Genomic DNA, 21,652 nt, shown 5'->3' on the forward strand with positions numbered 1-21,652 from the left:
CCCTACCGATAGTTAGTAAATTGCAACGCGACGGGTAACTCTTCTTGCTTAAGACGCTGCATTACAGCTTGCAAATCGTCTTTTGCCTTAGCACTCACCCGTACCGAATCACCTTGAATCGATGGCTGCACTTTGTTGAACTCATCCCGAATCAGCTTGGAAATTTGCTTGGCAATCTCCTGGCTAATGCCCTTTCGCAGGGTAATCTCTTGCCGTACACGGTTGCCGCTAGACGATTCAACTTTGCCGTACTCAAAAATCTTTAGCGACAAATTACGTTTAGCAGCCTTCATATTCAGCAGGTTATGAACAGCTTCAAGGGTAAATTGGCTGTCAGTGCTGACTGTAATTGTGTCTTCGCTTAACTCAAGCGTCGTTTTAGTATCTTTCAGGTCATAACGACTCTGAATTTCGCGCGTTGCTTGATCCAGGGCGTTAACTAACTCCTGACGATCGAACTCACTTACGACATCAAAGGAAAAGGATGCAGCCATAGGACTTGAAACTCTAGACTTTGGACGTTAATCGTTGGGCTTAGTTGAATCTTTGAGCTTTGCCCAGATGCCCTAGTCTATAGTCTACGATCGATTGTCTCAAGTCCAAGCACTAAATCTAGCCATCCTGAAGGAGCAACCACTTGTATAAGCAGTTAGCAGCTAGCGTTAAGATTCAAACGCGCTAGCATCTTGCAAACTAGACCAAAAGCTAAAGAAAGTAGCGCTTGCGTCTTCAAACCCTACATCCTGACATTCATTTATCACTTTATAAGTGGCTTAATCTGCCGTAGGCGTGATGCTAATTTCAGAGCATTTTATTAAATCTTAGTCAAGTTTACTAATGGTCATTAAGCCCTTATATCAATTGGTAGCGGCACGTTGCTACTTTCTATACCCAGAACCCCTTTGTAACGTAAAAGGTTTTAAGGCTTAGTGCCATGACCTGAAGCGTTAGAGACACTTTAATGCCAACGTAAAACAATATCCTGTCAGGAGTCGCCATGATGTTCAAAGCGATCGCAGTGTTTGGTACCGTTTTGATGCTAAGCAGTTTTGGCTCTGCTGCCTATGCCCAAGCAGAACCAATGGGTTCAGCCGCAGCCTTAGATGGATTGGAAGAACGCTCGGTGACAAGACCAGTACCTAACGCCCCTGTGCCATTATCACCGCAACGCAGTACAGATGTTCCAGGTGGTAGTGAGAGGGGATTTCAGTTAAATGACGTACAAATACTCATCCGCCCAGAGCGTGGAACTAGTCAGGTTGGTGTTTATCCAGCCGACGATCCGTCATCAGGCAATAAAGTGCAGGTACTTTATAGGCTTGACGAGTAAAATCAGCACTGCCCAGCTTTAGGGCAGACCTGCCTGGCACATAATCAAGCAATCGATTAACGCCTTAAAAACTGTTTATTTAAGAGGTAGCGGTAAGCTTGTAGCTTGTTAAGCCCCTAGCCTCCCGAAACACGATCGCACCAGTGTAAAACTGCTATTTCAGCTTTTGGCGGATGAAGTTGAGAATTTGACTCATTTGCTTTTTCAAGCCATCAATTTCAGCTTGCATCTTCACAATTTTCTCGTTTAATGCTTCAATATCGCCTGCCGGAGCAGCAGCAGTGCTTGGTGGAGCCACTACTGGAGTAGGAGCAACTGCAGCAGGGCGACGCTTTGACTTCGCCATTGCGGCTTTGATGGCATCAATCAGTTCTTTTTGGTCAAACGGCTTCTGAACAAATTCAAAGTATTCAAATGGTTCCTGAAGTTTTTCAGTGACCTCTTCCTTGCGACCAGACATCAGCACCAGTGGGATCGCCTGCAAGTCTTGTTGAATCTGGATTTGCTGATAAACTTCCCAACCGCTAAGTCGTGGCAGCAAGAAATCTAACATGATTAGGTTAGGACGTTCCTGACGGATTAGGTTGAGTCCCTGAACGCCGTCTTTAGCCTCAAGGACTTCAAAATTGCCCTTTGGCAGCATATCCCGAACCATGTTTCGGATGACGTTGCTGTCATCAATGACCAGGATCTTGTGACTTGCCACAACTGAACTCCTCTGGTAGCGACTGCAAGGTGAATGAGTAATGAGTAAGGTGAAACGCCACAGTGTTTAGTGTGACTTGCTTCAGTGTGATTGTTTAATCCATTTGACAGCTTAGAAGCTGAAGGTGGACTAGCAACCACACTGCTAAGGATGAAGACTTAGATAGTAACAACTAAACAAGAAAATGTATCCAGGGTGAGCGGTAATCCTGCTGTAGCACCATCTAGTTTATAGCCTCAACGGGTCAGAATTATTTCTGATTGAGGGTGCTACGTCGATTTAGGGCAGTCGTACTGCTGCCTCGAATCCTTTAACGAGCAATCCTTTAGAATTTGAGACAGCAATGTCTCATCCAATGTAGTGTGCCCAACTTTATGCCTGCTGAAACAAATGCCCTTGATTCCGTAGCTGCCCGTCGCGCTTCGTCCCTAGAGAACCTGCCAGCATGGTTAAAACGTCCAATCGGAAAGGCAAGTGAGCTTTCGACGGTGCAGCGGATTATCAAGCAGCGTCAGATTCACACGATTTGTGAAGAGGGGCGTTGTCCCAATCGAGGCGAGTGCTATGCCCAAAAGACGGCAACGTTCTTGCTAATGGGTCCTATCTGTACGCGATCGTGCGGTTTTTGTCAGGTGGATAAAGGACACGCACCGATGCCTTTAGATCCAGACGAGCCGCGAAAGGTGGCTGAGTCGGTGAGTCTGTTAGGACTGCACTATGTGGTGCTGACATCAGTGACACGCGATGATTTGCCTGACCAAGGCGCAGGATGGTTTGCACAGACGATCGCCCAAATTCGTTACCAGAATCCAGAGACGAAGGTCGAGGTGTTAACTCCAGATTTTTGGGGTGGACGAGATAATCCAGATGCTTTACAGCAGGAGCGCATTGCTAGGGTCGTAAGTGCCCAACCTGCTTGCTACAACCACAATATTGAAACCGTGCAACGGCTTCAAGGTCCGGTGCGACGTGGGGCAAAATATGAGCGATCGCTGCGTGTTTTTAGTGTCGTCAAAGCATTGAATCCAGCGATCCCCACGAAATCGGGGCTGATGCTGGGGTTAGGTGAGACAGAGGCAGAGGTGCTGGAGACATTAACTGATTTACGTGCCGTAGGGTGCGATCGCCTGACGATCGGGCAATATATGCGCCCTTCACTAGAGCACTTGCCTGTTGCAAAGTACTGGACACCCGCCGAGTTCGATTATCTGGGAGCAATTGCCCGTGAAATGGGCTTTGCCCATGTGCGATCGGGTCCACTAGTTCGCAGTTCCTACCATGCAGGAGAAGAAGACGCACAGCCAAGACGTTAAGATTCACCCAGAGATATAACCAACGTTAGCAATTCTTTGGTATTTCTTAAAAACGACACTTAAGGAGATCTTATTTATGACTGCTCGGGCTAAAAAACCAGCTTCTCCCGTAACAAAAACAGGTAAACCACCGTATCCGTTTCGCACCTTTTGGGCACTGTTGCTGCTAGGGGTCAATTTTGTGGTGGCGGCAATATATGCAGGCTATCTGAACATTTAATTCAGTTCACTGGTAGGGGCATTAGGTGTAGTGCCCCTACATAAGCGTTCGTGCACGATCGCCCCTCTCTCAAAGGGTGCCCCTGAAGATACCTTGCGGACGAAACAGTAAGACCAGCACCATCATCACCAGGGCGACTGCAAGCTTGTATTCTGATGCTAGCCAGTACGTGCTGACTTCTTGGGCAATGCCAATGACGAATGCTCCAGCGATCGCACCATAGGGATTGCCGATGCCGCCCAGAATGACCGCCGCAAACAAGGGCAAAATCAGAAACCATCCCATGTTGGGGCGTACTGCTTCAACCAAGCCCAACATACTGCCGCCGAGCGCAGTCAAACCACCCGCAATAATCCAGGTCCAGATGACCACGCGATCGACATCGATCCCCGTGACGCGGGCCAGATCAATATCATCCGCAACGGCACGCATGGCTTTACCAATGCGGGTGTTTTGCAGGAGATAGTGAAGAGCTACGATCGCCGCAACTGCCAGCACCATGACGACAAGATTGTAATAAGCGATCCGCAACCCCAGCACGGGGATCGCTTCAGAAACGGGTAGGTTATAGCGCTGGTTGCCGCCGCCCCATAAAAAAATAATGCCGTTGCGAAGAAATAGCGCTAGACCGATCGAAATAATGATTAGCGTGGTCGAATTAGCGCGACGGGCACGCATGGGCGACCAGATAAGCTTCTCACTTAACAGCACTGCCAAAACCGTCATCCCTGCGCCTACTAGCATGGAGAGCCAGATATTGAGTCCCGCTGTATTGACCAGCAGTGTCAGGTAGGCACCCAGGGTCATAAAATCGCCGTGGGCAAAGTTAGAAAGACGCAGAATGCCGTAGGTAAGGGTTAACCCGATCGATGCCAGGGCAATAATGCTGCCCACTGCAATGCCATTAACAACTAATTGCGCGAGTTGAGGGTCCATCAAAATTCGTTAAGTCGATCGCTTTGATTGTCCAGGATCACGGCGACCTTTGGAAAGTTTTTGTCGATCAACACACGACATTTGATGTCCTTACTTTTGATAAGTATCAAGACTCACAGATGGTATCTCATCAAAGTTTCTGTGCCTTTAAAGAGCTGACGTTGCTGTAGAACAATCAGCTTAAATTTTATGCTAACGGCTGACGGCTCACGAGCGACCAACCTTGTCTGACGGCTGTGACCAATACCCACGGTAAGCAATCACAAGACCGCCTGTCGCTGTCGCTGCGAACGCAGGTGCTATAAGTGGAATCCAGCCTTGTTGCAAAAAAAGGCTGAAGACGATAACAGCCAAACTGAGTAAGAGCAACGTACCACTTAATGCCAACACCATCGGTTGCCGGATGTACCATGCCAGCGCGCCACCGATCGCTGCCCAGACTGCAATCCATAATGCTTCAACCCATTCAGACCAAAACCAGAAGAGCGATCGTCCTTCCAGAGCTGCGTCTAAAAGCTGGCTAACCATCTGTGCGTGCAGCAACACTCCAGCCATGCGGGGCGTCTCGTCACTAGCAGCACTATAGGGGGTAGAAAAGAGATCTTTACCGCTGGGTGCCGTTGTGCCAATCAGGACAACTTTATCCTTCACCCAATCAGGCTGAACCTTGCCGTTAAGAATATCGCTTAGGCTGACCTGCCGCGCGATCGCCCGTCCCCGGTATTTGAGCAAAACTTGATAGCCGCGAGCATCGATCGCCTGGTAGCCACCCGCCTGACTCTCTAACGGACTAAACTGTGTCTTGCCAAGCTGAAACAAGCCAGGATCATTGGAGCGTGGCTGAAGCGAAAGTTTTTGATTGGCAAGATAGGTCAGCGCCAACCGCAACGAAAAAGAATAAAAGGTCGTGGGACGTTTATCGACAGTCGCAGTGTGATTTACGGCACTGTCAGCAAACAGCAGGTTACGCCGCAATACATCACCTGGGTCAAGTACAAAGTCGTTGAACCCAATACGGTCGAGAGGCACTCCTGGAGGCGCTGGTGCTGCCGGTGTAGCCGCGCTGCCCAGGTTGGTAATCGCAATAACGTTCGGTGCGTTGATTGCAGCCAAAAATTCTGTACGACCTGGCGGTTGGGGAATATCGCGTAATAGATCAAGCCCAATCACTCTAGGTTTAGCAGTCTGAAGTGTCGTGATTGCCTGCGCAAGGGTATGATCGGCGACCGGAAAGCGCTTTTGAGCAGCAATATCAGCCTCGGTAATGCCCACCACCAGCAAGCGGTGATCCAAACCGGGGTCTGGGCTAACCTGCACCAAGCGATCGTATGCCGCCAACTCTAGCGGTTGTAACCAACCCAACTGGCGCAGACCGAGTATCAACCCCGTGACTGCAAAGCTGGCAATGCCCACAGCGACCCTTGCCAACTTCCCCCTTGGTCTATTGTCAACGCCTAACACGCTTTCTGAGAGTGGCTGCGAGTGCGTTAACGCTAGTTGATCCGTTTGAGGCTGACTGGCACGATCAAGGGCACGGTTTAGAACCTCCGTTGGCAGGTACGTTGACAGCGTCATAGGTAGCTGCGTGTCATCTGCAACGATCTCAGTTGGATGATCTAAGGCATATAGTGCTGACTGAGCTGTCTGATAACGCTGACTAAAGTGGTAGCGCGTCATTTTCGTTAAAATGGCTGCCAAGCCAGGGCTTACCTGCGCCTGGTCACACCAAATTGCTTCGCCTGTTTCAGGATGAGTTGGCAGTTGAAAGGGCTGTAAGCCCGTCAGTGCCGTGATTGCCGTCATGCCCAGCGCATACAAATCACTGTTGTAGCGCGGTTTGCCCATCATTTGCTCACTCGGTCCATAGCCGTGTGTGCCAATGCCTACAGTCAGTTCGGTCTGACCCGGCACCATGCTTGTGATCTGCGTTTGAATTTCTTTAACAGCGCCAAAATCAATCAGCACGAACTTGCCGTCTCGCTGCCGCCGAATCAAATTTCCGGGCTTAATATCGCGGTGAATGACATTGTTTTGATGCACAAACGTCAGAACTTGCAGCACGTCTCGGAGGAGAGCAGTCACGGTTGCTTCCTCAAGCCGTTTTGCCGCTGCCAGTTCATCACTTAACGGCTGCCCTTCAACGTATTCTTGCGCTAGATAAAACTCCTCGTTTTCCTCAAAATCAGCTAAGAGCGTAGGAATTTGGTCATGGCTACCTAACTTTCGCAAGGTCTCGACTTCGGTCGCAAAGAGGCGACGTGCGATCTGCAAGAATCCTGGTTCTTGATAAGCGGGCTTAAAGTGCTTAATGACACACTGAGGACGATCGGGTTGCAGAATATCTTCTGCAATATAAGTCTGCCCAAAACCACCACTGCCCAAAACCTGAATGATTCTGAAACGTCCGTTTAGCAGGGTTCCCATCATATAGCCCAGCCTTGATGAAGTTCACGGCTGCGAAAAAAGGGCATCCTGAGTGAGCAGTTGCAGCGCTGCTACCGATTGTGGCACACAAGTTTGCAGGTTTAGAACTGCTCTTAACTTCGCTGTACCGTTGCCAGAATCTCGTCGAGAATCTCCTGTGCGCCCTGTTGGCGAAGACGTTGAGCAAGCTCCAGACCTAACGCCTCAGCCTCTGTTGCCAAGCCTGTCACGCTATCTTTTGCCACTTTCTGTCCATCCAGGCTAATGACGATGCCAAGTAGCGTCAGCTGATCGCCCTCTAGAGTAGTATTCACACCGATCGGCACTTGACAGCCGCCTTCCAATGATCGCAAGAAAGAGCGTTCCGCATAGCAACGGTAGGCTGTTGGCTTATGCTCCAGTGCCTTGAGCAGTAACAATACCTCAGCATCATCGCCTCGACATTCAATACCAAGCGCCCCTTGCCCAACCGCGTGCAGCGAGATTTCTGCAGGAATAAATTGATGAATGCGGTCTGCCATGTTCAACCGCTGCAAGCCTGCCGCCGCCAAAATCAGCGCGTCATATTCGCCTGCATCCAGCTTCGCCAGCCGCGTATTCAAGTTTCCCCGTACATCTTTAAAGCTGAGATGGGGATAGTGGTGTCGCAGTTGCGCTAAGCGTCGGAGCGAAGACGTACCGACGATCGCCCCCTGTGGCAATGTGTCTAGCTGCTTGTCTTTGTGCTGTTCGTGAACTACCAGCGCATCGGCAGGGTTTTCGCGCTCAGTGACGCAGCCTAGAACCAGACCTTCTGGCAAGTGAGTCGGCAAATCTTTGAGCGAATGAACAGCAAAGTCAATGTCACCATTGATCATGCCAACTTCTAACTCTTTCGTGAATAAACCTTTATCGCCAATTTTTGCCAGCGCTACATCCAGAATCTTGTCGCCCTGAGTACTCATAGTGTGTACTTCAAAGGTTCTCTCTGGAAAGGCTTTTTGCAATTGCTCTTGCACCCAATAGGTTTGCACCAGGGCTAACTGACTTTTGCGGGAACCAATGCGAATCGTACGAGCGGCGATCGGAGTTACGGTAGGCGACATAAATTCCAGGGCTTGAAACGAGCTTCAAAAGTCACTCCCTCCACATTACCGCAGTGTGTAACTCCTTTGGTGTGGGTCTTAAGCGGTGAAGCGTTACAGATAATTAAGCTGGAAGACAGGATATTCTGTGTAAACAGCAGCAAGCTTCAGAGCCTATGCGGGTCAAAAGAGTACTGCTTGCCCAGACCGTATCGTTAAAGACAATGGACAGAGGCACATACTGGAAGACTTAGATAGACTTGCTCCCCTGGCAACCTGCCCTGTATTGCTTTGTGTCATGCTGAATGCTGGTAAAAAATCCCCTACTGCTGTTAATGGGGATGGGAATGAATCAGCAAAAGCGAATTGCCATCACGCTCTTTAGACGTTTGCACGATCGCCAATGACTTCTACAACCGCTCAACCCGCTGATCTGGAAAGCTTTTCTGCCGAGTTAACTGGACTAGAGATCATTACGGACCCGGCTCAACTCACAAAACTTTCGCAGGACTACTACACTTTTAGCCCTATTTTGCAACCGCTACTAAACGACAAGCGGGGCGATGTTGTGGTGCGCCCAACGACAGAAGCAGAGGTCATACAGGCGGTAACTGCCTGCGTCAAATGGAGACTCCCCCTGACAGTGCGTGGTGCGGGGACAGGTAATTATGGACAGTGTGTACCGCTTCAGGGCGGAGTTATTCTTGACTTGTCGAAAATGCAGGCAGTGAAATGGGTTAAACCGGGGATCGCATGTGTGGAACCAGGAGTGAAGCTAGCGGCTCTGGATAAAGAGACACGAGGTAGCGGCTGGGAAATTCGGATGTTGCCTTCTACCTACCGTACAGCGACGATCGGCGGTTTTATTGGCGGCGGCAGCGGTGGCATTGGCTCGATCACTTATGGGCAAATTCGCGATCGCGGCAACCTCCTTGCAGTACGAGTCGTTACGGTAGAAGATGAACCTCGCGTGATTGAGCTACGCGGCGATGATGTTTACAAAGTTGCTCACGCCTATGGCACCAACGGCATCATCACAGAGCTAGAAATTCCCCTTGCACCAGCTTATGCCTGGGCAGAGGCAATTGTAGCCTTTCCCGATTTCATGACAGCGGCTCGGTTTGGGCAAGTCTTTAGCGATAGTGATGGCATTATCAAAAAGCTCGTCTGCATCTGCGCCGATCCCATCCCCACCTATTTCGCCGCGTTTCGCAATGTGATTCCTGTTGGCAGTCATTGCGCTTTAGTTTTAGTTGCAGAATCGTCTCTAGAACCCTTTGCAGCCCTGGTGAACGAGTACAACGGCACTATCTGTTTGCAAAAAAGCGCCCAAGAAGCGAGCAAGGGAAGCACACTGGTTGAGTACTCCTGGAATCACACCACGCTCCATGCCCGCAGCGTTGATCCATCTCTCACTTACCTGCAAACCATGTTTCCGTCCGATAAGGAATTGAAGTTGGTGGAGCGGATGTATCAGCATTTTGGCGATGAGGTGATGATGCATCTGGAGTTTATTCGGATGGGTGGCGAAGCAATACCTGCTGCCTTGCAGATTGTCCGTTACACCACTCCAGAGCGCTTAGCAGAAATCATTCGTTACCACGAAGACCATGGTGCCTTCATTGCCAATCCACACACCTTCGTTTTAGAAGATGGTGGCAGGAAGACGGTTGACGTAGAACAGTTGCGCTTTAAGGAAAGGGTTGATCCCTACGGGTTGCTAAATCCCGGCAAGATGCGAGCTTGGGCAGAGCGGAAGTAGGGAACTGAGGGAACGGAAAAGTTTTAGTTTTGTAGCTGCTGCCTCTGCCTCCCCTACTCTCTTGCCTCTCCGCTTCCTCTAAGAACCAACAATAAATAACTCCGATCGCCTCCTCCCAAAACTTCTTTACCCAGGACGCTATGATTATACTGAGGTTAAGTTGTGTAAAGAAAATTGTCTACAACGGTTGAGTCTCCTGACAGCGTTGCGTTGCCAACAATCTGGCACCCGATCGATCCCCTTTGGCAAGGAGACGACAAAGTGGTGCAGCAGGGTCTCCCTCATCACCAGTTAGCACCAACCTGGCAAATGCTGATGCTGGGCGACGGTTCACCCACACGCCACTTGCAACTCCTGACTGGCGAACCAACAGAAGTTGACGTAATTGATATGTCAGCCATTGGGATGGATGAAGACAATGCTCCAAGGCAACTTCAGGTAGTGCCGGGTCCGCGTGTACGGCGGCAGGTGTGGTTACGAACCGCTTCAGGGCAACGTCTCGCTTATGCCACATCCTGGTGGGAAGCCAGCCATGTGGATGACTACTTGCAAAATCGATCGCTCCCCATCTGGGCAAGCCTCGCACGTCTACGCACAGAACTGTATCGCGATGTGCAGGGTATCTACTACGGTCATTCAGCGCCGTTGGAATTAGCGTTTGGGCAAACGGGACCACTCTGGGGGCGACATTATTTGTTCTGGCATCACGGTCAACCGCTGACGCTCATTTATGAGGTCTTTTCGCCATACCTGACCAAGTACCTTGGCGCGACCCGGTTAGACTGCTGAAGCGATCGCGTCTCTCGCTCAAGAGTGTCAATGGAGCGATCGCCTCATTCAAAATCAAACGGCATGATGAAGGACAATCGCAGTAGGAGCGAGCTTTGTGAGACTGTTCAGGAAGCCGTCAAAATTGGGCATCCATTGCTAATTACGCTATCCTGAGCAATATCTGAAGTTTGAAACAAAGCCTCAAAAATCACCTCATTTCTGGAGAATGCAACATGGCTTGGCGCGGGTCTATTTCTCCCACAGACCGGATCTTTGCTTGCTTAGTTTACTTGTTACCGCTGCTAGACGTGATTGGCATGGTCTATAGAGTAGTTGGCTCTGGCTCCTTCCTCAGTCCAATTTTCAATGCCATTGCGCTGCCGCTTGCACCGCTTTTAAGCGCCTACTATGGTTTTGGCGGCTTCATGCCCCTGATCATCTTTTTTGCACTCTTTTTGTTGGTAGTCAGAAACGAGTCGATCGTGCATTTCATTCGTTTTAATGCGATGCAGTCAATTCTGTTTGGCATCGTGTTGAGCTTAATTTCGATCCTCTGGCGCTATGCTCTCTCGGGGATCTTACAAGGCACCTTGCTAGAACAGACATTGTTTAACACGATCTTTCTAGGTGTAGTAGCGGCTGTGGGTTACTCGGTCGTGCAGTCGGCAATGGGTCGCTACGCTGAAATTCCAACCATTTCGGATGCGGCTTATACTCAGGTTCGTTAAGAATTAGGGTTTGTCAGATCAAAAAAGTCGGCTTACAAGTGGAAAGCTTTAGCGATTAGAGGTCTTCCGCTTGTAGCTGAGAATCTAGCAGTGGCTCGGGCGATCGCAGCGCAACAGTGTTGTCAAGGTAGCCAATGCCTTCGATCTCAACACGAACGCGATCGCCCACTTGTAGTGCTCCCACACCTTCAGGCGTACCCGTTAGTACCACATCTCCTGGCAGCAAAGTAATCGCTTGACTGATGTAAGACACCAAAACGTCTGGTGGAAAAACCATCTGATCGATAAAAGCAGACTGTACGGGTTTAGATGCATCATTCACAAACGTTTGTAGCCGAGCGCCAGGACTCACGTCTCGCACAATCCACGGACCTAAAGGGCAAAACGTATCAAACCCTTTAGCGCGTGTCCACTGACCATCCTTGCGCTGTAGATCGCGGGCAGTAACATCATTGGCGATCGTGTAGCCCCAAATTTTTCCTTGCGCCTGTTCAGGCGTGCAGTCTACACAGCGTTCGCCAATCACCAACGCTAACTCGCCCTCATAATCGACGCGACGCGACTGCGAGGGATAAAGAATGATGCCATCTGTAGCAATGACAGCAGTAGACGGCTTCATAAACAACAGTGGTTCGTCAGGCACAGGCGTTCCCATTTCGGCTGCATGATCCGCATAGTTTTTACCAACAGCCACTACTTTTGAGGGCGCACAGGGTGCCAGAAGGCTGTAGGTTTCCGCCGCCAACTCTAAATCTGTTAAGTGACCATTCAGCCAGGGTGGCGCATCTAGCACCTGTACTTCTCGTCCAAGCTGGAGTAGCCCGTAGTGAATCTGCCCATCTGCCGCTTGAACCCGAACGTAGCGCTGTGCCATAACTCAGACGATTCCTCACACATCGAGAAAAACTTTAAACTATTCGTTCGACGCTGACGACAGAATCGCTCGATCACTCTGCCTTAGCAGACTCGTATTTAAACCTATCACTACAGTTTCCGGCATGGTGGTATTCGTGATGCATCATTAAGCTGATGTTTGTCGTCTTGCCCCATTCAGCCCGAAAGGCGATAGAATTATGAATCCTTGCTTCTAAAACAGGAATCAGCGATCGCTTACGTGGTGCTTGCACTGAATCGCCTTCGCGTCTTCGCTCTATCTAAAGAAGCCATCAGTCCATAAGGAGATTAACGAACATGGAATATTTCTACGAAACGATGTATATTCTTCGTCCCGACCTGAACGAAGAAGCCGTTGATCAAGCGATCGAAAAGTATCAAACCATTCTGCGTGAAAACGGTGCAAACGTTCTAGAAACACAGCATCGCGGCAAGCGCCGTCTCGCATACGAAATTCAAAAGAACCGTGAAGGCATCTATATTCAAATCAACTATCAGAGTGATGGGAGCCAGGTTGCTTTACTAGAACGTGCCATGCGTTTGAGCGAGGAAGTGATCCGTTTTCTTACGATTAAGCAAGAAGTTCCAGAAGTTGAATCAGAAGCGGTAGAGGCATAGTTCTAGCCTCCCAAAATCGCTGTAAACTGCTTACACTGGAGAGGTTAGGGGAAATCCTCACCTTCATTGTCTTTAAACGTAATCAGTCTCTCAAATGCAGTAAGCCCATGAAGCTTTCCAAAAAGAATCTGGATCAGCGGCTGGACCACCTCTACGATGTCATTATCGTGGGCGGTGGTGCGGGCGGGCTGGCGGCGGCAATGTATTTGCAACGCTATCGGCTTTCTTGCTTAGTCATTGAGAAAGGTCGAGGGCGATCGTTCTGGATGCAGGACTTACGAAATTATCTGGGGCTTTCCCCTGATACGCCTGGGCGTACACTCTTGCAGCAGGGGCAGCAGCACGTACTCTCTTTAGGGGGTGACTACCTCGCTGGTTTTGTTGAAGCAGTACGCGATGAAGGTGAAACCTTTGCAGTCAAGGTGAAAGTCGGCAAGCAAGACAGCATCTACCCTGTGTTTCGCAGTAAGTATGTGGTGGCAGCAAGCGGCATTATCGATCAACTGCCCCATCTTGACGATATGCAAAACGTGTACGACTACGCAGGCTACAATCTGCATGTCTGCATGATTTGTGATGGCTATGAGATTGCCGACAAGCAGTGCGGACTGTTTGTTGCGTCTGAAGCAGCTATCAACACAGCGTTTGTGTTGAACTGGTTTACACCCTACATCACTGTCTTTACACAAGGACTGTGTGAAGTGGGCGAAGAGATGCGTCAAAAATTGCAAGAGCATGGCTACCCATTAGTAGAGACACCGATCGCCAAGTTTCTGGGGCATAACCACGAAATGACAGGTGTTGCGCTTACTGATGGCTCAACGGTAGAGCTAGAAACAGGGCTTGTGGCTATGGGTTCGCACTACTTCAACGAGTATCTCAAAGAGTTGGACTTGCAGTGGAAGGGTGAGAACTTAGTTACCGATACGATGTGTCGCACCTCTCATCCTCGCCTCTTTGCTGTTGGTGATTTAAAAGAAGGCATAAATCAGGTATCAATTGCAGTTGCAGATGGTACATTAGCTGCAACCGCAATTTGGCGGGAGATTCGCCGCACCTCTGCCCCGCGCCGTTGGGAATCTAACTTGAGCCAACCTGATGCTATTGAAACCGGAGTTCTAAAGACGTGACCTATTCTGAGAGTCAAACACTACCCAATCTGCAAACTGAGGCAGCCCGCCTCCGCGAAGAGCTACAGATGCGCGATAACCTTGTGCAGCAGCTATCCCAGGAGCTTTTTCGCCTAGTCAAAGGCAACGCTAGCTTTATGCCTAGCCCTGAAGTGTCAGAGCGCCACTTATCCGAAGTGCGTGCCCTGCGCGAACAACTGCAAGGCGTAGAACAACAAGTAACGTTCTATCAGGAACAGATTGCCGATCGCGATGCAGAAGTTTACCAGCTACGGCAATCGGTGCAAGAACTGACTGATCGCTCCCGCATGTTGGAGCAGGTTGTCCAGGAACTGCCTAAAATTTATCGTCAAAAATTTGCCGAACGGATGGTGCCCATTCGCGAAAAAGTAACTCAAATCCAGCGCGAAAATCGTCAGCTTCATGCCGAGCTACAAAGCGTTAGCTACCGTCTGGCAGTAAGAACTCGTCGTCAAACCCATCTTGACCTACCTAGCTTTCCAAAAGGCATGGATGCTGCTTTTCCCAGCTTTGGGAACGCTTAAGGTTTAATGACTCAGGTGCTAATTGTTGTTGAGTCTATCGGTTCAGCAGAGACTACAACGATAGTGTCTGCGTTGGAACGTGCCATAAGTGTTGGGTCTGGTGCTGGTTTAGAGACAACAGATGTGAAGGTGATCTCAGCTTCCGATCTGTCCGTTGATGCTGGAATAGTGGGCGTTCATCTCCTTTGCCCACTGACACTTTCTGTACCAGAGAAGTTAGTGTTTCCAGGACAGACACTTTATACAGTCTGCCGTGATGTAGCTGGCTTACGCAAACAGCTTGAGGCGTGGCAATACATTACGGGGGATGGTACATTCTGGCTACCCATCGTCCTTACAGCAAAAGGCGCGCTCTATGGCGAAGTGATTGGCAGCGCTCAGGGCGCAGACTTGGTAAACGCGGCATCAGCGTCAGGATACATACAACCTGTCCATCTCTCAGATTACCAACGGCAACCTCTTTATGCGCTCGGTCAGCGATTGTTGCGATCGCTCAATGCGTCGCCTGCCGTTTACCTGATACAGTTTGGCTGGCAGGATGGCGCGGTGTGCTTCGATCGCCTATTTCCCTTTCCAGCAGCACCAGCGATCGCCAGCCTCAAGGTTCAAACCCCTGATTTGTTTGCGTGCCATTGGGCTTGCCTAACAGGTCAACCGCTTCTAGATTTAACGATCAGTTAAAGCAGCAGACATTGCAAGTAGCGGTAGTAGAGAGCAACTACAAATATTTTGAGCGCTATCTTGTACTCTAAGCGCCACCTTTCACTTTGCTTGTCACATTCACCATCTCTTGTCCCCTCCGTATTCCTTCCCGACCGAAAACAGCGATGAGGTCGAAAGTTCAGTAATCTCCGTTGCCTTACCAGCGTTCATCCCAGCAAATGTTAGGGAACGATGAGTATAGTTAAAAGCCCTTCAGGTTTGGCGAGGGCTGTACGGTGACATACGGGGGATAGAGGTCGGAATGATACATCCTGACAATCGGTTGTTTTGTCGCCTTGATGGTGAAACTGTCTCAACACGAGAGCAGCGACGTGCGTTGGCGATCGCAGCATTAAATCTCTTAGAAACCGTAACCCTCCCTGTCTTCGACGAAGCCACTCAGACAGCCGTCCACTCGCTCAATACGCCCATCTGCATCCTGAGCTTGATGGATCAGCAGCAGCAACATTTCAAGGCTTCTGTTGGCTTGTCTCGGCTAGGGCTAATGAATGACTTAGCAACCTCCCGCCAGTTTCCCCGTTCTGAGTCTTTCTGCGCTCATGTAGTTGATAGTCACCAGGTCTTAGCAATCGATGACACGTTTACCCACCCCGCTTTTGCTCATAGTCTCCTAACGCAACAATATGGCGTACGAGCGTATCTAGGGGTACCACTTATCACATCGGGTGGTGTATGCATTGGGACTCTTGCTGTAATGGACTTAAGACCCCACAGCTTTACTAATCAGGAAGTCGAATTTTTAGTACTGACTGCCCGCTGGAGCATCAGCGAATTTGAGCGCCAGCAAGCAGTGAGCCGAGCGGCAATAGTATCAGCGGTTGCCAAAAGCGATATTCGCAAGCAGGCAGCTAAAACGACTATCACAACTACGACTGCTGCAAGCCCGTCGATCGCCAGTCAGCTTAAAGCAGAACTCCTGAGCCAACTGACGCAAGAACTCTGCACGCCACTGACATCAGTCATGGGCATGGCAAGCGTGCTAACTAGTGAAATTTATGGTCCCCTCACAAGCAAACAAAAAGAGTATTTAGGCATCATTCACCATAGTGGACAATACCTGCTGTCGCTGGTCAATGAGATTTTAGAATTGTCAAATTCTAGAGATAGCAATCAGCTACAGCTTGCCTCTGTAGATATTGAAATGCTCTGTCAGCAGGCAATCAACACACTAGAACAGGCAGCGCGTCGCCGCGAACAGCAGATTCGTCTCTCAGTTGAACCTGGTCGTCGCATTTGGATGTTGGACAAAGATAAAGTTCGTCAGATGCTTTACCATCTGATCTTTAGCGTAATTCAAGCCTCCAGTACTAGCAGCAATATTCGTATCCATGTGTCCTACCGGAGCGGCAATCTTACTATTTCTGTATGGGTGTCCCATCCTTGGTTAGGAGAAGGTCTGCCGTACAGCGAGGTGAATGGTGCCTCGCTACCCTTGCCTCTGTCGATCACTAGCAGCACTACTGTAGAATCACCAGAAATTCACCGTGCGTCTCGTCTAGTAGAAAAAGACGCTGCTATCAGTGAGGTATCGATCATGAAGACAGCAGAGCCTGTTACTCGGTTGCACGATGCCCAGGAAGAAGCGTTAGTAGCCAATCCCCATCGAAACCTCGGCTTGCTACTCAGTCGTCAAATCGCTGAAATGCACAATGGACAAATTACTATCCAAAGCTCTCCTGAATCAGGCTACCGTTATGTGATCAGCCTGCCACAAAAAGCTGAAGCTAGTGAATCTCGTTAGGGGCAACCAATGTACCACCGCCTTTCCTAATGGAAAGCGTTACAACAACTTAGGGTGAGGCTTCGACGTAAGCAGTTCTCGTCAAGAGCCACCGTCGAGATGCTTAACCAAGAGATGCTTAACTAAACAATGCAGGATAAAGGGAATGCGAATCTAAACTGCATTAGCAATGGCAAAGGCTGCTTACGCTTAAAGCCTTCATTCTTATAGAATTCAGTATGTTGCTAACCGTTTTATCACTGGCATCTACCCTTCAAAACGCTTGACAGAACACTAAAGTGTCACCGTAGTAAAACTTGCGCCAGAGGTTTCAGCGCTCTCGTTTTGCTGAGCTAATGCGCCACATTGCTTCTAGTATGGCAATCTGTCGCTTCAGCAAGTGCGATCGCCGATAAGCACGATACTTCTTATAGCCAAAGGGTGTGAGCACAAGACTGAGAGCAAACGCGATGACGAGAAAGCCGATCAGGTGAGCGTTGGGTACAGGCTGGGGTGACACTGCTACTACTGGAAGCGCTGAATTCTGCGAGGCTTGAGAAGAGGGGTACGACATAAAAAGTTTGATGGGGTCAAGCAGAACGATCGCGACAGAAAGAAACCCGTCTCTCAATTCTCCACACCTAATAGCAGTCATTCCGCAGTTTTTTCATCCTGCCCGGAAAGTTGCACTGCCCCTCAAAACTTACAGAAGGTTGACAAGTACAAGCAAATTTAGTACATTTGAACCACTCGCTTCATTACTTCTTCACACACAAAAGCCCCCAGCGACCTCCGGGGGCTTCTTTCTTGTTTTTGGCGATCGTTGCTGTCAACCGACAGTAGCTACAACCTTCGCCCACTCTGCTAGAGCCGTTATGTTTTGGCAGAGCTATTGCCCTCGGTACAAGTCGATTTTGTTAGCCGTAAGTAAGGAGACAATTGCACTGAGTCTCACTTTGCCAGCTTGTCTACTTTACTAGCCAACTCAATGTCTTTGCTTGTAATTCCACCAGCATCATGAGTAGTCAGGTCAATCGTGACGCGGTTGTAGACGTTAAACCATTCTGGATGATGCCCAGCAGCTTCTGCAACTAACGCAACGCTTGACATAAAGCCAAATGCTTCGACAAAGGACGCAAATTGAAACTGACGATGAAGCTTACCATCCTTAATACTCCAGTCGCTAATTTGGCTCAACGCCACATTTAGTTCTTCTTTAGATAATGGGGCAGGAGTAGCCATAGCGTCATGTGTAGGCGTTGTTGGAACAGTTGATTGATTTGCGATCGCAGCAGCGGTTGGGCAAACCATTAACGCAATCGCCGCTACCAACCCTAGAGCGAGGTTAATAAGCCTGGGTCGGCTTTGTTGCCGCATTTGGTGAAAAGAGTGGCAAATCGACATTGCTTTCATTCGTGCTGAGGTCAATAAGCGCTGAACATCTGGGCACCAAGTCGAGAGACGGCGGCAATGTAGCTCTAGGCTTATCAGGTTAACCAGCCTTACAAGCCTAGTTGCCAAAAATCGTAGTAGACACAGTTGGCTTACAAAAGGGTTTTAACATTGTCCAGACTTTCGATTCAGGCAAATCGTTATCCGCATCAAAATGGCAGAGACTAGAAAGCCACTGCTTTACTCCATCTTAATGAAGAGCCTAGCTCATAGCTCCATGCCGTTGAAGCAATTGAGAAACGGGCAATTAATTGACTTTAACGTTTTCGATCGCTACATCTACCGACGTTTGAAGTGACAGAAACTGCTCTAAACGTACAAGCTTTACCGTCTGAGTAACACGAGGGTTGGTAACAATCTGCAATGTTCCCTCGGTCGTTTGAGCTTTTTTGGCAAGCTGCACTAAGGCACCTAAACCAGAGCTATCAACGAAATCGATGGTTGATAGATCCAAAATGATGTGTTTTGGTCCTTCCTCAATACATTTGGTAAGCACCTTACGAAAGGTAGGCTCTGAGAAAGCATCCAAAAGACCGGTGAGGCGAAATAACTGGTAGTTATTGTCCCTAACTTCGCGCGTGCCTCTTAAGCTGACTGTCAGGGTTAGTGGTTCCGGAATAAAGCCCTCCTAGCTGTTTAGTCCTTGATTCGACGTTTAAGTATACATCCTGGCTAGCAAGTTTGCTACTGCGGATATGGCGCTTAAATGCCAATATTTTAGCGAATAGTGGCAGATCAGAGACACAAAAGCCTGGATTAACGAAGAAAAGCTGGTGAAAGTCAGCAGACACACCACTCAGATTCAAGGCTGACAGTAAAAATGGAGCGGCAGCGGGCAAAGCTAACTACACGGCTACGAACTACACAGCTACGATCGACGGCAGGGATGTTTGCTCACTGCTGTTATGTTGCTTTTACTAGTACTTGAGCACGCATTGTTTGCACAAAGCGATCGAACAGGTAGTCAGCATCATGAGGTCCAGGGCTGGCTTCGGGGTGGTACTGCACCGAGAATAAGGGGAGCGATTTGTGGCGTAATCCAGCTACTGTCTGATCGTTCAGATTCAGGTGCGTAATTTCGACATCGGCAGCAGTTAAAGACTCGGCGGCGATCGCAAAGCCGTGGTTCTGGCTAGTAATCTCCACTTGTTGATTCAGTCCACAGGGTTGATTCAACCCCCGATGACCAAACTTAAGCTTAAACGTCTCCGCCCCAAGCGAAAGCCCCAGAATTTGATGTCCCATGCAAATGCCAAAAATGGGCTTTTGGCTGGTTAGCAGTGCTTTGGTCGTCGCAATGCCTTCGCTTACAGCCGCAGGGTCGCCCGGTCCGTTAGAAAGAAAGATGCCATCTGGGTTGTACTTGAGGATTTCCTCTGGTGGAGTGTTTGCTGGCACGACAATTACACGGCAACCATAGCTGGCAAGACGGCGCAGAATATTACGCTTAATGCCGAAGTCGATCGCAACGACAGTAAGTGGGGCCGCATCGGTAGACTCGGTAATCGGACCAAACTCCCAAATTGCATCTGTGCTGTCTGACCACTCATAACTAGCTTTAGTACTGACCTCGCGCACAAGGTTTAGCCCTGCCATGCTAGGTGCATCTTGCACATATGCCAGCAGTTCCGCGGGGTCTAGCATTTCCGTCGAGATTGCCCCATTCATTGCTCCAGCAGAACGAAGCTTACGGGTCAGGGCACGGGTATCAATGCCGTAAATTGCCAGAATGTTGTGCTGCTTCAAATAATCAGGCAGGGATTGGGTCGATCGCCAGTTGCTAGGCTTAAAACAAACGTTACGGGCGATCGTTCCTCGCACTTGAGGGTGAGCTGATTCTTCATCGTCAGGATTCACACCTGTATTACCCAGTTCGGGATACGTAAAGGTCACAATCTGACCACAATAGCTTGGGTCGGTCAACACTTCTTGATAGCCCGTCATACCCGTATTAAACACAACCTCGCCGATCGCGGTGCCAGTTGCCCCAAACGACAACCCCTGATAAGACGTACCATCCGCCAAGACCAGCAACGCAGGCTGAGTGGGAGAAACCATAATCACTTTTGCAATCGGATACTGATCGTTTATTATGCCATGCTCAATCAGCGCCAGGAGTTCAGCACAAACAGATGGCGATTGATCTCAGTTAGTGAAGGGGTGAAAGAGTTAAGGGTGATGTCGTAGGACGGCACAACGAATCCAATTTTTCTTTGTTATTTTCGTAGAGTGAGTTAGTTCAGCAGCCTTAGTGCGGAACCCTATGGTAAAAGCGTGAATTTATTTCCAGCAAGTGGGCGATCGCGCTTTTAGCTTTGTACCGTGCTTGCACTCGTATATTTTTCATGAGTTTTCTTACCCCATGCTCTTTGTGAGTTTTCTTAGCCCATGCTAAAGTTCTCTTGCTCTAATGCCATGCTGCTCATGCTAACGAGCGTGGTTGTGCTGGGTAGCACAGCCTGTAGCCGCACGACAACAATCAAAGCGGCTACTGAGAGCACAGAGGTTGCTTCTGTCGCTTCCCCAGCTCCGGCTGCTAGCCCAGTAAAACCTTCACCAACCACACAGCCACCCGCAGCTACGTCCAGGGCTGATGCTTACAAGCTTGCTTTGGAAAAAGCTGATAGTGCTGGCAACATTGCTATTTCAGCGCAGTCCCAGGATGACTGGAATCTAGTTGTGAGTCGCTGGCAGCAAGCTATTCAACTCATGCGATCGATACCACGCTCTAGCCCCTATCGATCGACCGCTCAAACAAAGCTTACGCAGTATCAGCGGAACCTTGCCGCCGCTAAAAAACAGGCAGCCCGTGCTGGAGTTGGTGAAATTGTGGCTGACACTGGTGTGTTACCGATGGTACCCCGTAGTTACAGCACGTTTGACAACAAGCCAGCAGCAGTTATTACAAATCCCCCTCCCAGTGCTAGTGGTGTCTACGTAGCTAGAATCAAGCGTCGCGCTGGTGGCACACCGATTATTGATGTCACCTTCAATGGCAACCGCACCTTTGAAATGATTGTTGATACAGGAGCCAGTGGCACTGTCATTACCCGTGAAATGGCATCCGCTTTGGGTCTCGGCATTGTTGGCAAAGCAAAAGTAAATACTGCTAGTGAGAGAGGTGTAGAAGTTCCCCTAGCGTACCTCGACTCGATCGCAGTCGGTCGTGCCGTGGTTAAAGGCGTTGTTGTAGCGATCGGCAACTCAGCACTTGATATAGGCTTGCTGGGTCATGACTTTTTTGCTGATTATGATGTCACCGTCAAACGAAACGTAGTTGAATTTAGGCAACGGTAAAGGTTTAGATCGAAGGAAT

At 49.4% G+C, this 21,652-nt stretch carries 23 protein-coding genes; 12 read left to right on the forward strand and 11 right to left on the reverse strand.

Annotation, left to right across the window (positions count from 1 at the left end):
• Positions 1-2 precede the first annotated feature (2 nt).
• Positions 3-494, reverse strand: coding sequence for a YajQ family cyclic di-GMP-binding protein (locus H6F86_RS27775; RefSeq protein ID WP_190453538.1), 492 nt, complete (start codon positions 492-494; stop codon positions 3-5).
• 503 nt (positions 495-997) lie between these two features.
• On the opposite strand from H6F86_RS27775, the gene H6F86_RS27780 reads away from it, so the two are divergent.
• Positions 998-1,330, forward strand: coding sequence for a hypothetical protein (locus tag H6F86_RS27780; protein WP_190453541.1), 333 nt, complete (start codon positions 998-1,000; stop codon positions 1,328-1,330).
• 154 nt (positions 1,331-1,484) lie between these two features.
• Here H6F86_RS27780 and H6F86_RS27785 read toward each other — a convergent pair whose 3' ends face one another.
• Entirely contained in the window at positions 1,485-2,036 is a 552-nt protein-coding gene (locus H6F86_RS27785; RefSeq protein ID WP_190453544.1) for a response regulator, read from the reverse strand.
• Between the two features lie 374 nt (positions 2,037-2,410).
• Here H6F86_RS27785 and lipA point away from each other — a divergent pair, with 374 nt between their 5' ends.
• Both lipA and psaX read left to right on the forward strand, forming a co-directional pair.
• Positions 2,411-3,349 carry a lipoyl synthase gene (gene lipA, locus H6F86_RS27790; protein WP_190453546.1) on the forward strand — a complete coding sequence of 313 codons (939 nt, stop codon included), beginning with the start codon at positions 2,411-2,413 and terminating at the stop codon, positions 3,347-3,349.
• A gap of 76 nt (positions 3,350-3,425) precedes the next feature.
• Positions 3,426-3,569, forward strand: coding sequence for a photosystem I protein PsaX (psaX, locus tag H6F86_RS27795; RefSeq protein WP_190453549.1), 144 nt, complete (start codon positions 3,426-3,428; stop codon positions 3,567-3,569).
• Between the two features lie 69 nt (positions 3,570-3,638).
• On the opposite strand, the gene H6F86_RS27800 is transcribed toward psaX, so the two are convergent.
• From H6F86_RS27800 to hemC, 3 genes are all read right to left on the reverse strand, one after another.
• Positions 3,639-4,505, reverse strand: a complete 867-nt coding sequence (locus tag H6F86_RS27800; RefSeq protein ID WP_190453552.1) for a branched-chain amino acid ABC transporter permease — start codon at positions 4,503-4,505, stop codon at positions 3,639-3,641.
• 207 nt (positions 4,506-4,712) lie between these two features.
• On the reverse strand, positions 4,713-6,932 hold the full coding sequence (locus H6F86_RS27805; RefSeq protein WP_190453554.1) for a CHASE2 domain-containing protein: 2,220 nt from the start codon (positions 6,930-6,932) through the stop codon (positions 4,713-4,715).
• A 110-nt stretch (positions 6,933-7,042) separates the two neighbouring features.
• On the reverse strand, positions 7,043-8,014 hold the full coding sequence (gene hemC, locus H6F86_RS27810; protein WP_190453556.1) for a hydroxymethylbilane synthase: 972 nt from the start codon (positions 8,012-8,014) through the stop codon (positions 7,043-7,045).
• 382 nt (positions 8,015-8,396) lie between these two features.
• Here hemC and H6F86_RS27815 point away from each other — a divergent pair, with 382 nt between their 5' ends.
• From H6F86_RS27815 to H6F86_RS27825, 3 genes are all read left to right on the forward strand, one after another.
• Positions 8,397-9,755 (forward strand): FAD-binding oxidoreductase, encoded by a 1,359-nt coding sequence (locus tag H6F86_RS27815; RefSeq protein WP_190453559.1) that lies wholly within the window; start codon positions 8,397-8,399, stop codon positions 9,753-9,755.
• Between the two features lie 210 nt (positions 9,756-9,965).
• Complete coding sequence (locus H6F86_RS27820) at positions 9,966-10,544, forward strand: chorismate lyase (RefSeq protein WP_242033739.1); 579 nt, start codon at positions 9,966-9,968, stop codon at positions 10,542-10,544.
• A 215-nt stretch (positions 10,545-10,759) separates the two neighbouring features.
• Entirely contained in the window at positions 10,760-11,254 is a 495-nt protein-coding gene (locus H6F86_RS27825) for a Tic20 family protein (protein WP_190453568.1), read from the forward strand.
• Positions 11,255-11,309: 55 nt separating this feature from the next.
• Here H6F86_RS27825 and H6F86_RS27830 read toward each other — a convergent pair whose 3' ends face one another.
• Together H6F86_RS27830 and H6F86_RS27835 are read right to left on the reverse strand one after the other, a co-directional pair.
• Positions 11,310-12,128, reverse strand: coding sequence for a fumarylacetoacetate hydrolase family protein (locus H6F86_RS27830; protein ID WP_190453572.1), 819 nt, complete (start codon positions 12,126-12,128; stop codon positions 11,310-11,312).
• 73 nt (positions 12,129-12,201) lie between these two features.
• The gene (locus tag H6F86_RS27835) at positions 12,202-12,381 is read right to left on the reverse strand and encodes a hypothetical protein (protein ID WP_190453575.1); all 180 of its coding nucleotides are present in this window, start codon (positions 12,379-12,381) and stop codon (positions 12,202-12,204) included.
• Positions 12,382-12,445: 64 nt separating this feature from the next.
• Between H6F86_RS27835 and rpsF the strand changes: the two genes are divergently transcribed.
• From rpsF to H6F86_RS27860, 5 genes are all read left to right on the forward strand, one after another.
• Entirely contained in the window at positions 12,446-12,766 is a 321-nt protein-coding gene (gene rpsF / locus H6F86_RS27840) for a 30S ribosomal protein S6 (protein ID WP_190453579.1), read from the forward strand.
• 107 nt (positions 12,767-12,873) lie between these two features.
• The gene (locus H6F86_RS27845; protein ID WP_190453582.1) at positions 12,874-13,896 is read left to right on the forward strand and encodes an NAD(P)/FAD-dependent oxidoreductase; all 1,023 of its coding nucleotides are present in this window, start codon (positions 12,874-12,876) and stop codon (positions 13,894-13,896) included.
• Positions 13,893-14,441 (forward strand): Npun_F5560 family protein, encoded by a 549-nt coding sequence (locus H6F86_RS27850; protein WP_190453586.1) that lies wholly within the window; start codon positions 13,893-13,895, stop codon positions 14,439-14,441. Before H6F86_RS27845 ends, H6F86_RS27850 begins: the two co-directional genes overlap by 4 nt.
• A 63-nt stretch (positions 14,442-14,504) precedes the next feature.
• On the forward strand, positions 14,505-15,122 hold the full coding sequence (locus H6F86_RS27855) for a hypothetical protein (RefSeq protein ID WP_347241238.1): 618 nt from the start codon (positions 14,505-14,507) through the stop codon (positions 15,120-15,122).
• A gap of 283 nt (positions 15,123-15,405) precedes the next feature.
• Positions 15,406-16,905, forward strand: a complete 1,500-nt coding sequence (locus H6F86_RS27860; protein ID WP_190453592.1) for a GAF domain-containing sensor histidine kinase — start codon at positions 15,406-15,408, stop codon at positions 16,903-16,905.
• A 310-nt stretch (positions 16,906-17,215) separates the two neighbouring features.
• On the opposite strand, the gene H6F86_RS27865 is transcribed toward H6F86_RS27860, so the two are convergent.
• The 4 genes from H6F86_RS27865 to carA form a co-directional block, all read right to left on the reverse strand.
• Positions 17,216-17,539: a hypothetical protein gene (locus H6F86_RS27865; RefSeq protein WP_190453595.1), complete on the reverse strand. Its 324-nt coding sequence runs from the start codon at positions 17,537-17,539 to the stop codon at positions 17,216-17,218.
• Between the two features lie 296 nt (positions 17,540-17,835).
• The gene (locus H6F86_RS32580) at positions 17,836-18,288 is read right to left on the reverse strand and encodes a 4a-hydroxytetrahydrobiopterin dehydratase (protein ID WP_242033721.1); all 453 of its coding nucleotides are present in this window, start codon (positions 18,286-18,288) and stop codon (positions 17,836-17,838) included.
• A 295-nt stretch (positions 18,289-18,583) separates the two neighbouring features.
• On the reverse strand, positions 18,584-18,955 hold the full coding sequence (locus H6F86_RS27875; protein ID WP_190454381.1) for an anti-sigma factor antagonist: 372 nt from the start codon (positions 18,953-18,955) through the stop codon (positions 18,584-18,586).
• 284 nt (positions 18,956-19,239) lie between these two features.
• Positions 19,240-20,394: a glutamine-hydrolyzing carbamoyl-phosphate synthase small subunit gene (gene carA / locus H6F86_RS27880; protein WP_190453598.1), complete on the reverse strand. Its 1,155-nt coding sequence runs from the start codon at positions 20,392-20,394 to the stop codon at positions 19,240-19,242.
• A 330-nt stretch (positions 20,395-20,724) separates the two neighbouring features.
• On the opposite strand from carA, the gene H6F86_RS27885 reads away from it, so the two are divergent.
• A complete protein-coding gene (locus H6F86_RS27885) occupies positions 20,725-21,633 on the forward strand; it encodes a retropepsin-like aspartic protease (RefSeq protein WP_190453602.1) in 909 nt (302 codons plus the stop codon).
• Positions 21,634-21,652 lie beyond the last annotated feature (19 nt).

Origin of the sequence: Phormidium sp. FACHB-592 (assembly GCF_014695795.1) — a bacterium.
Lineage (GTDB): Bacteria > Cyanobacteriota > Cyanobacteriia > Leptolyngbyales > Leptolyngbyaceae > Stenomitos.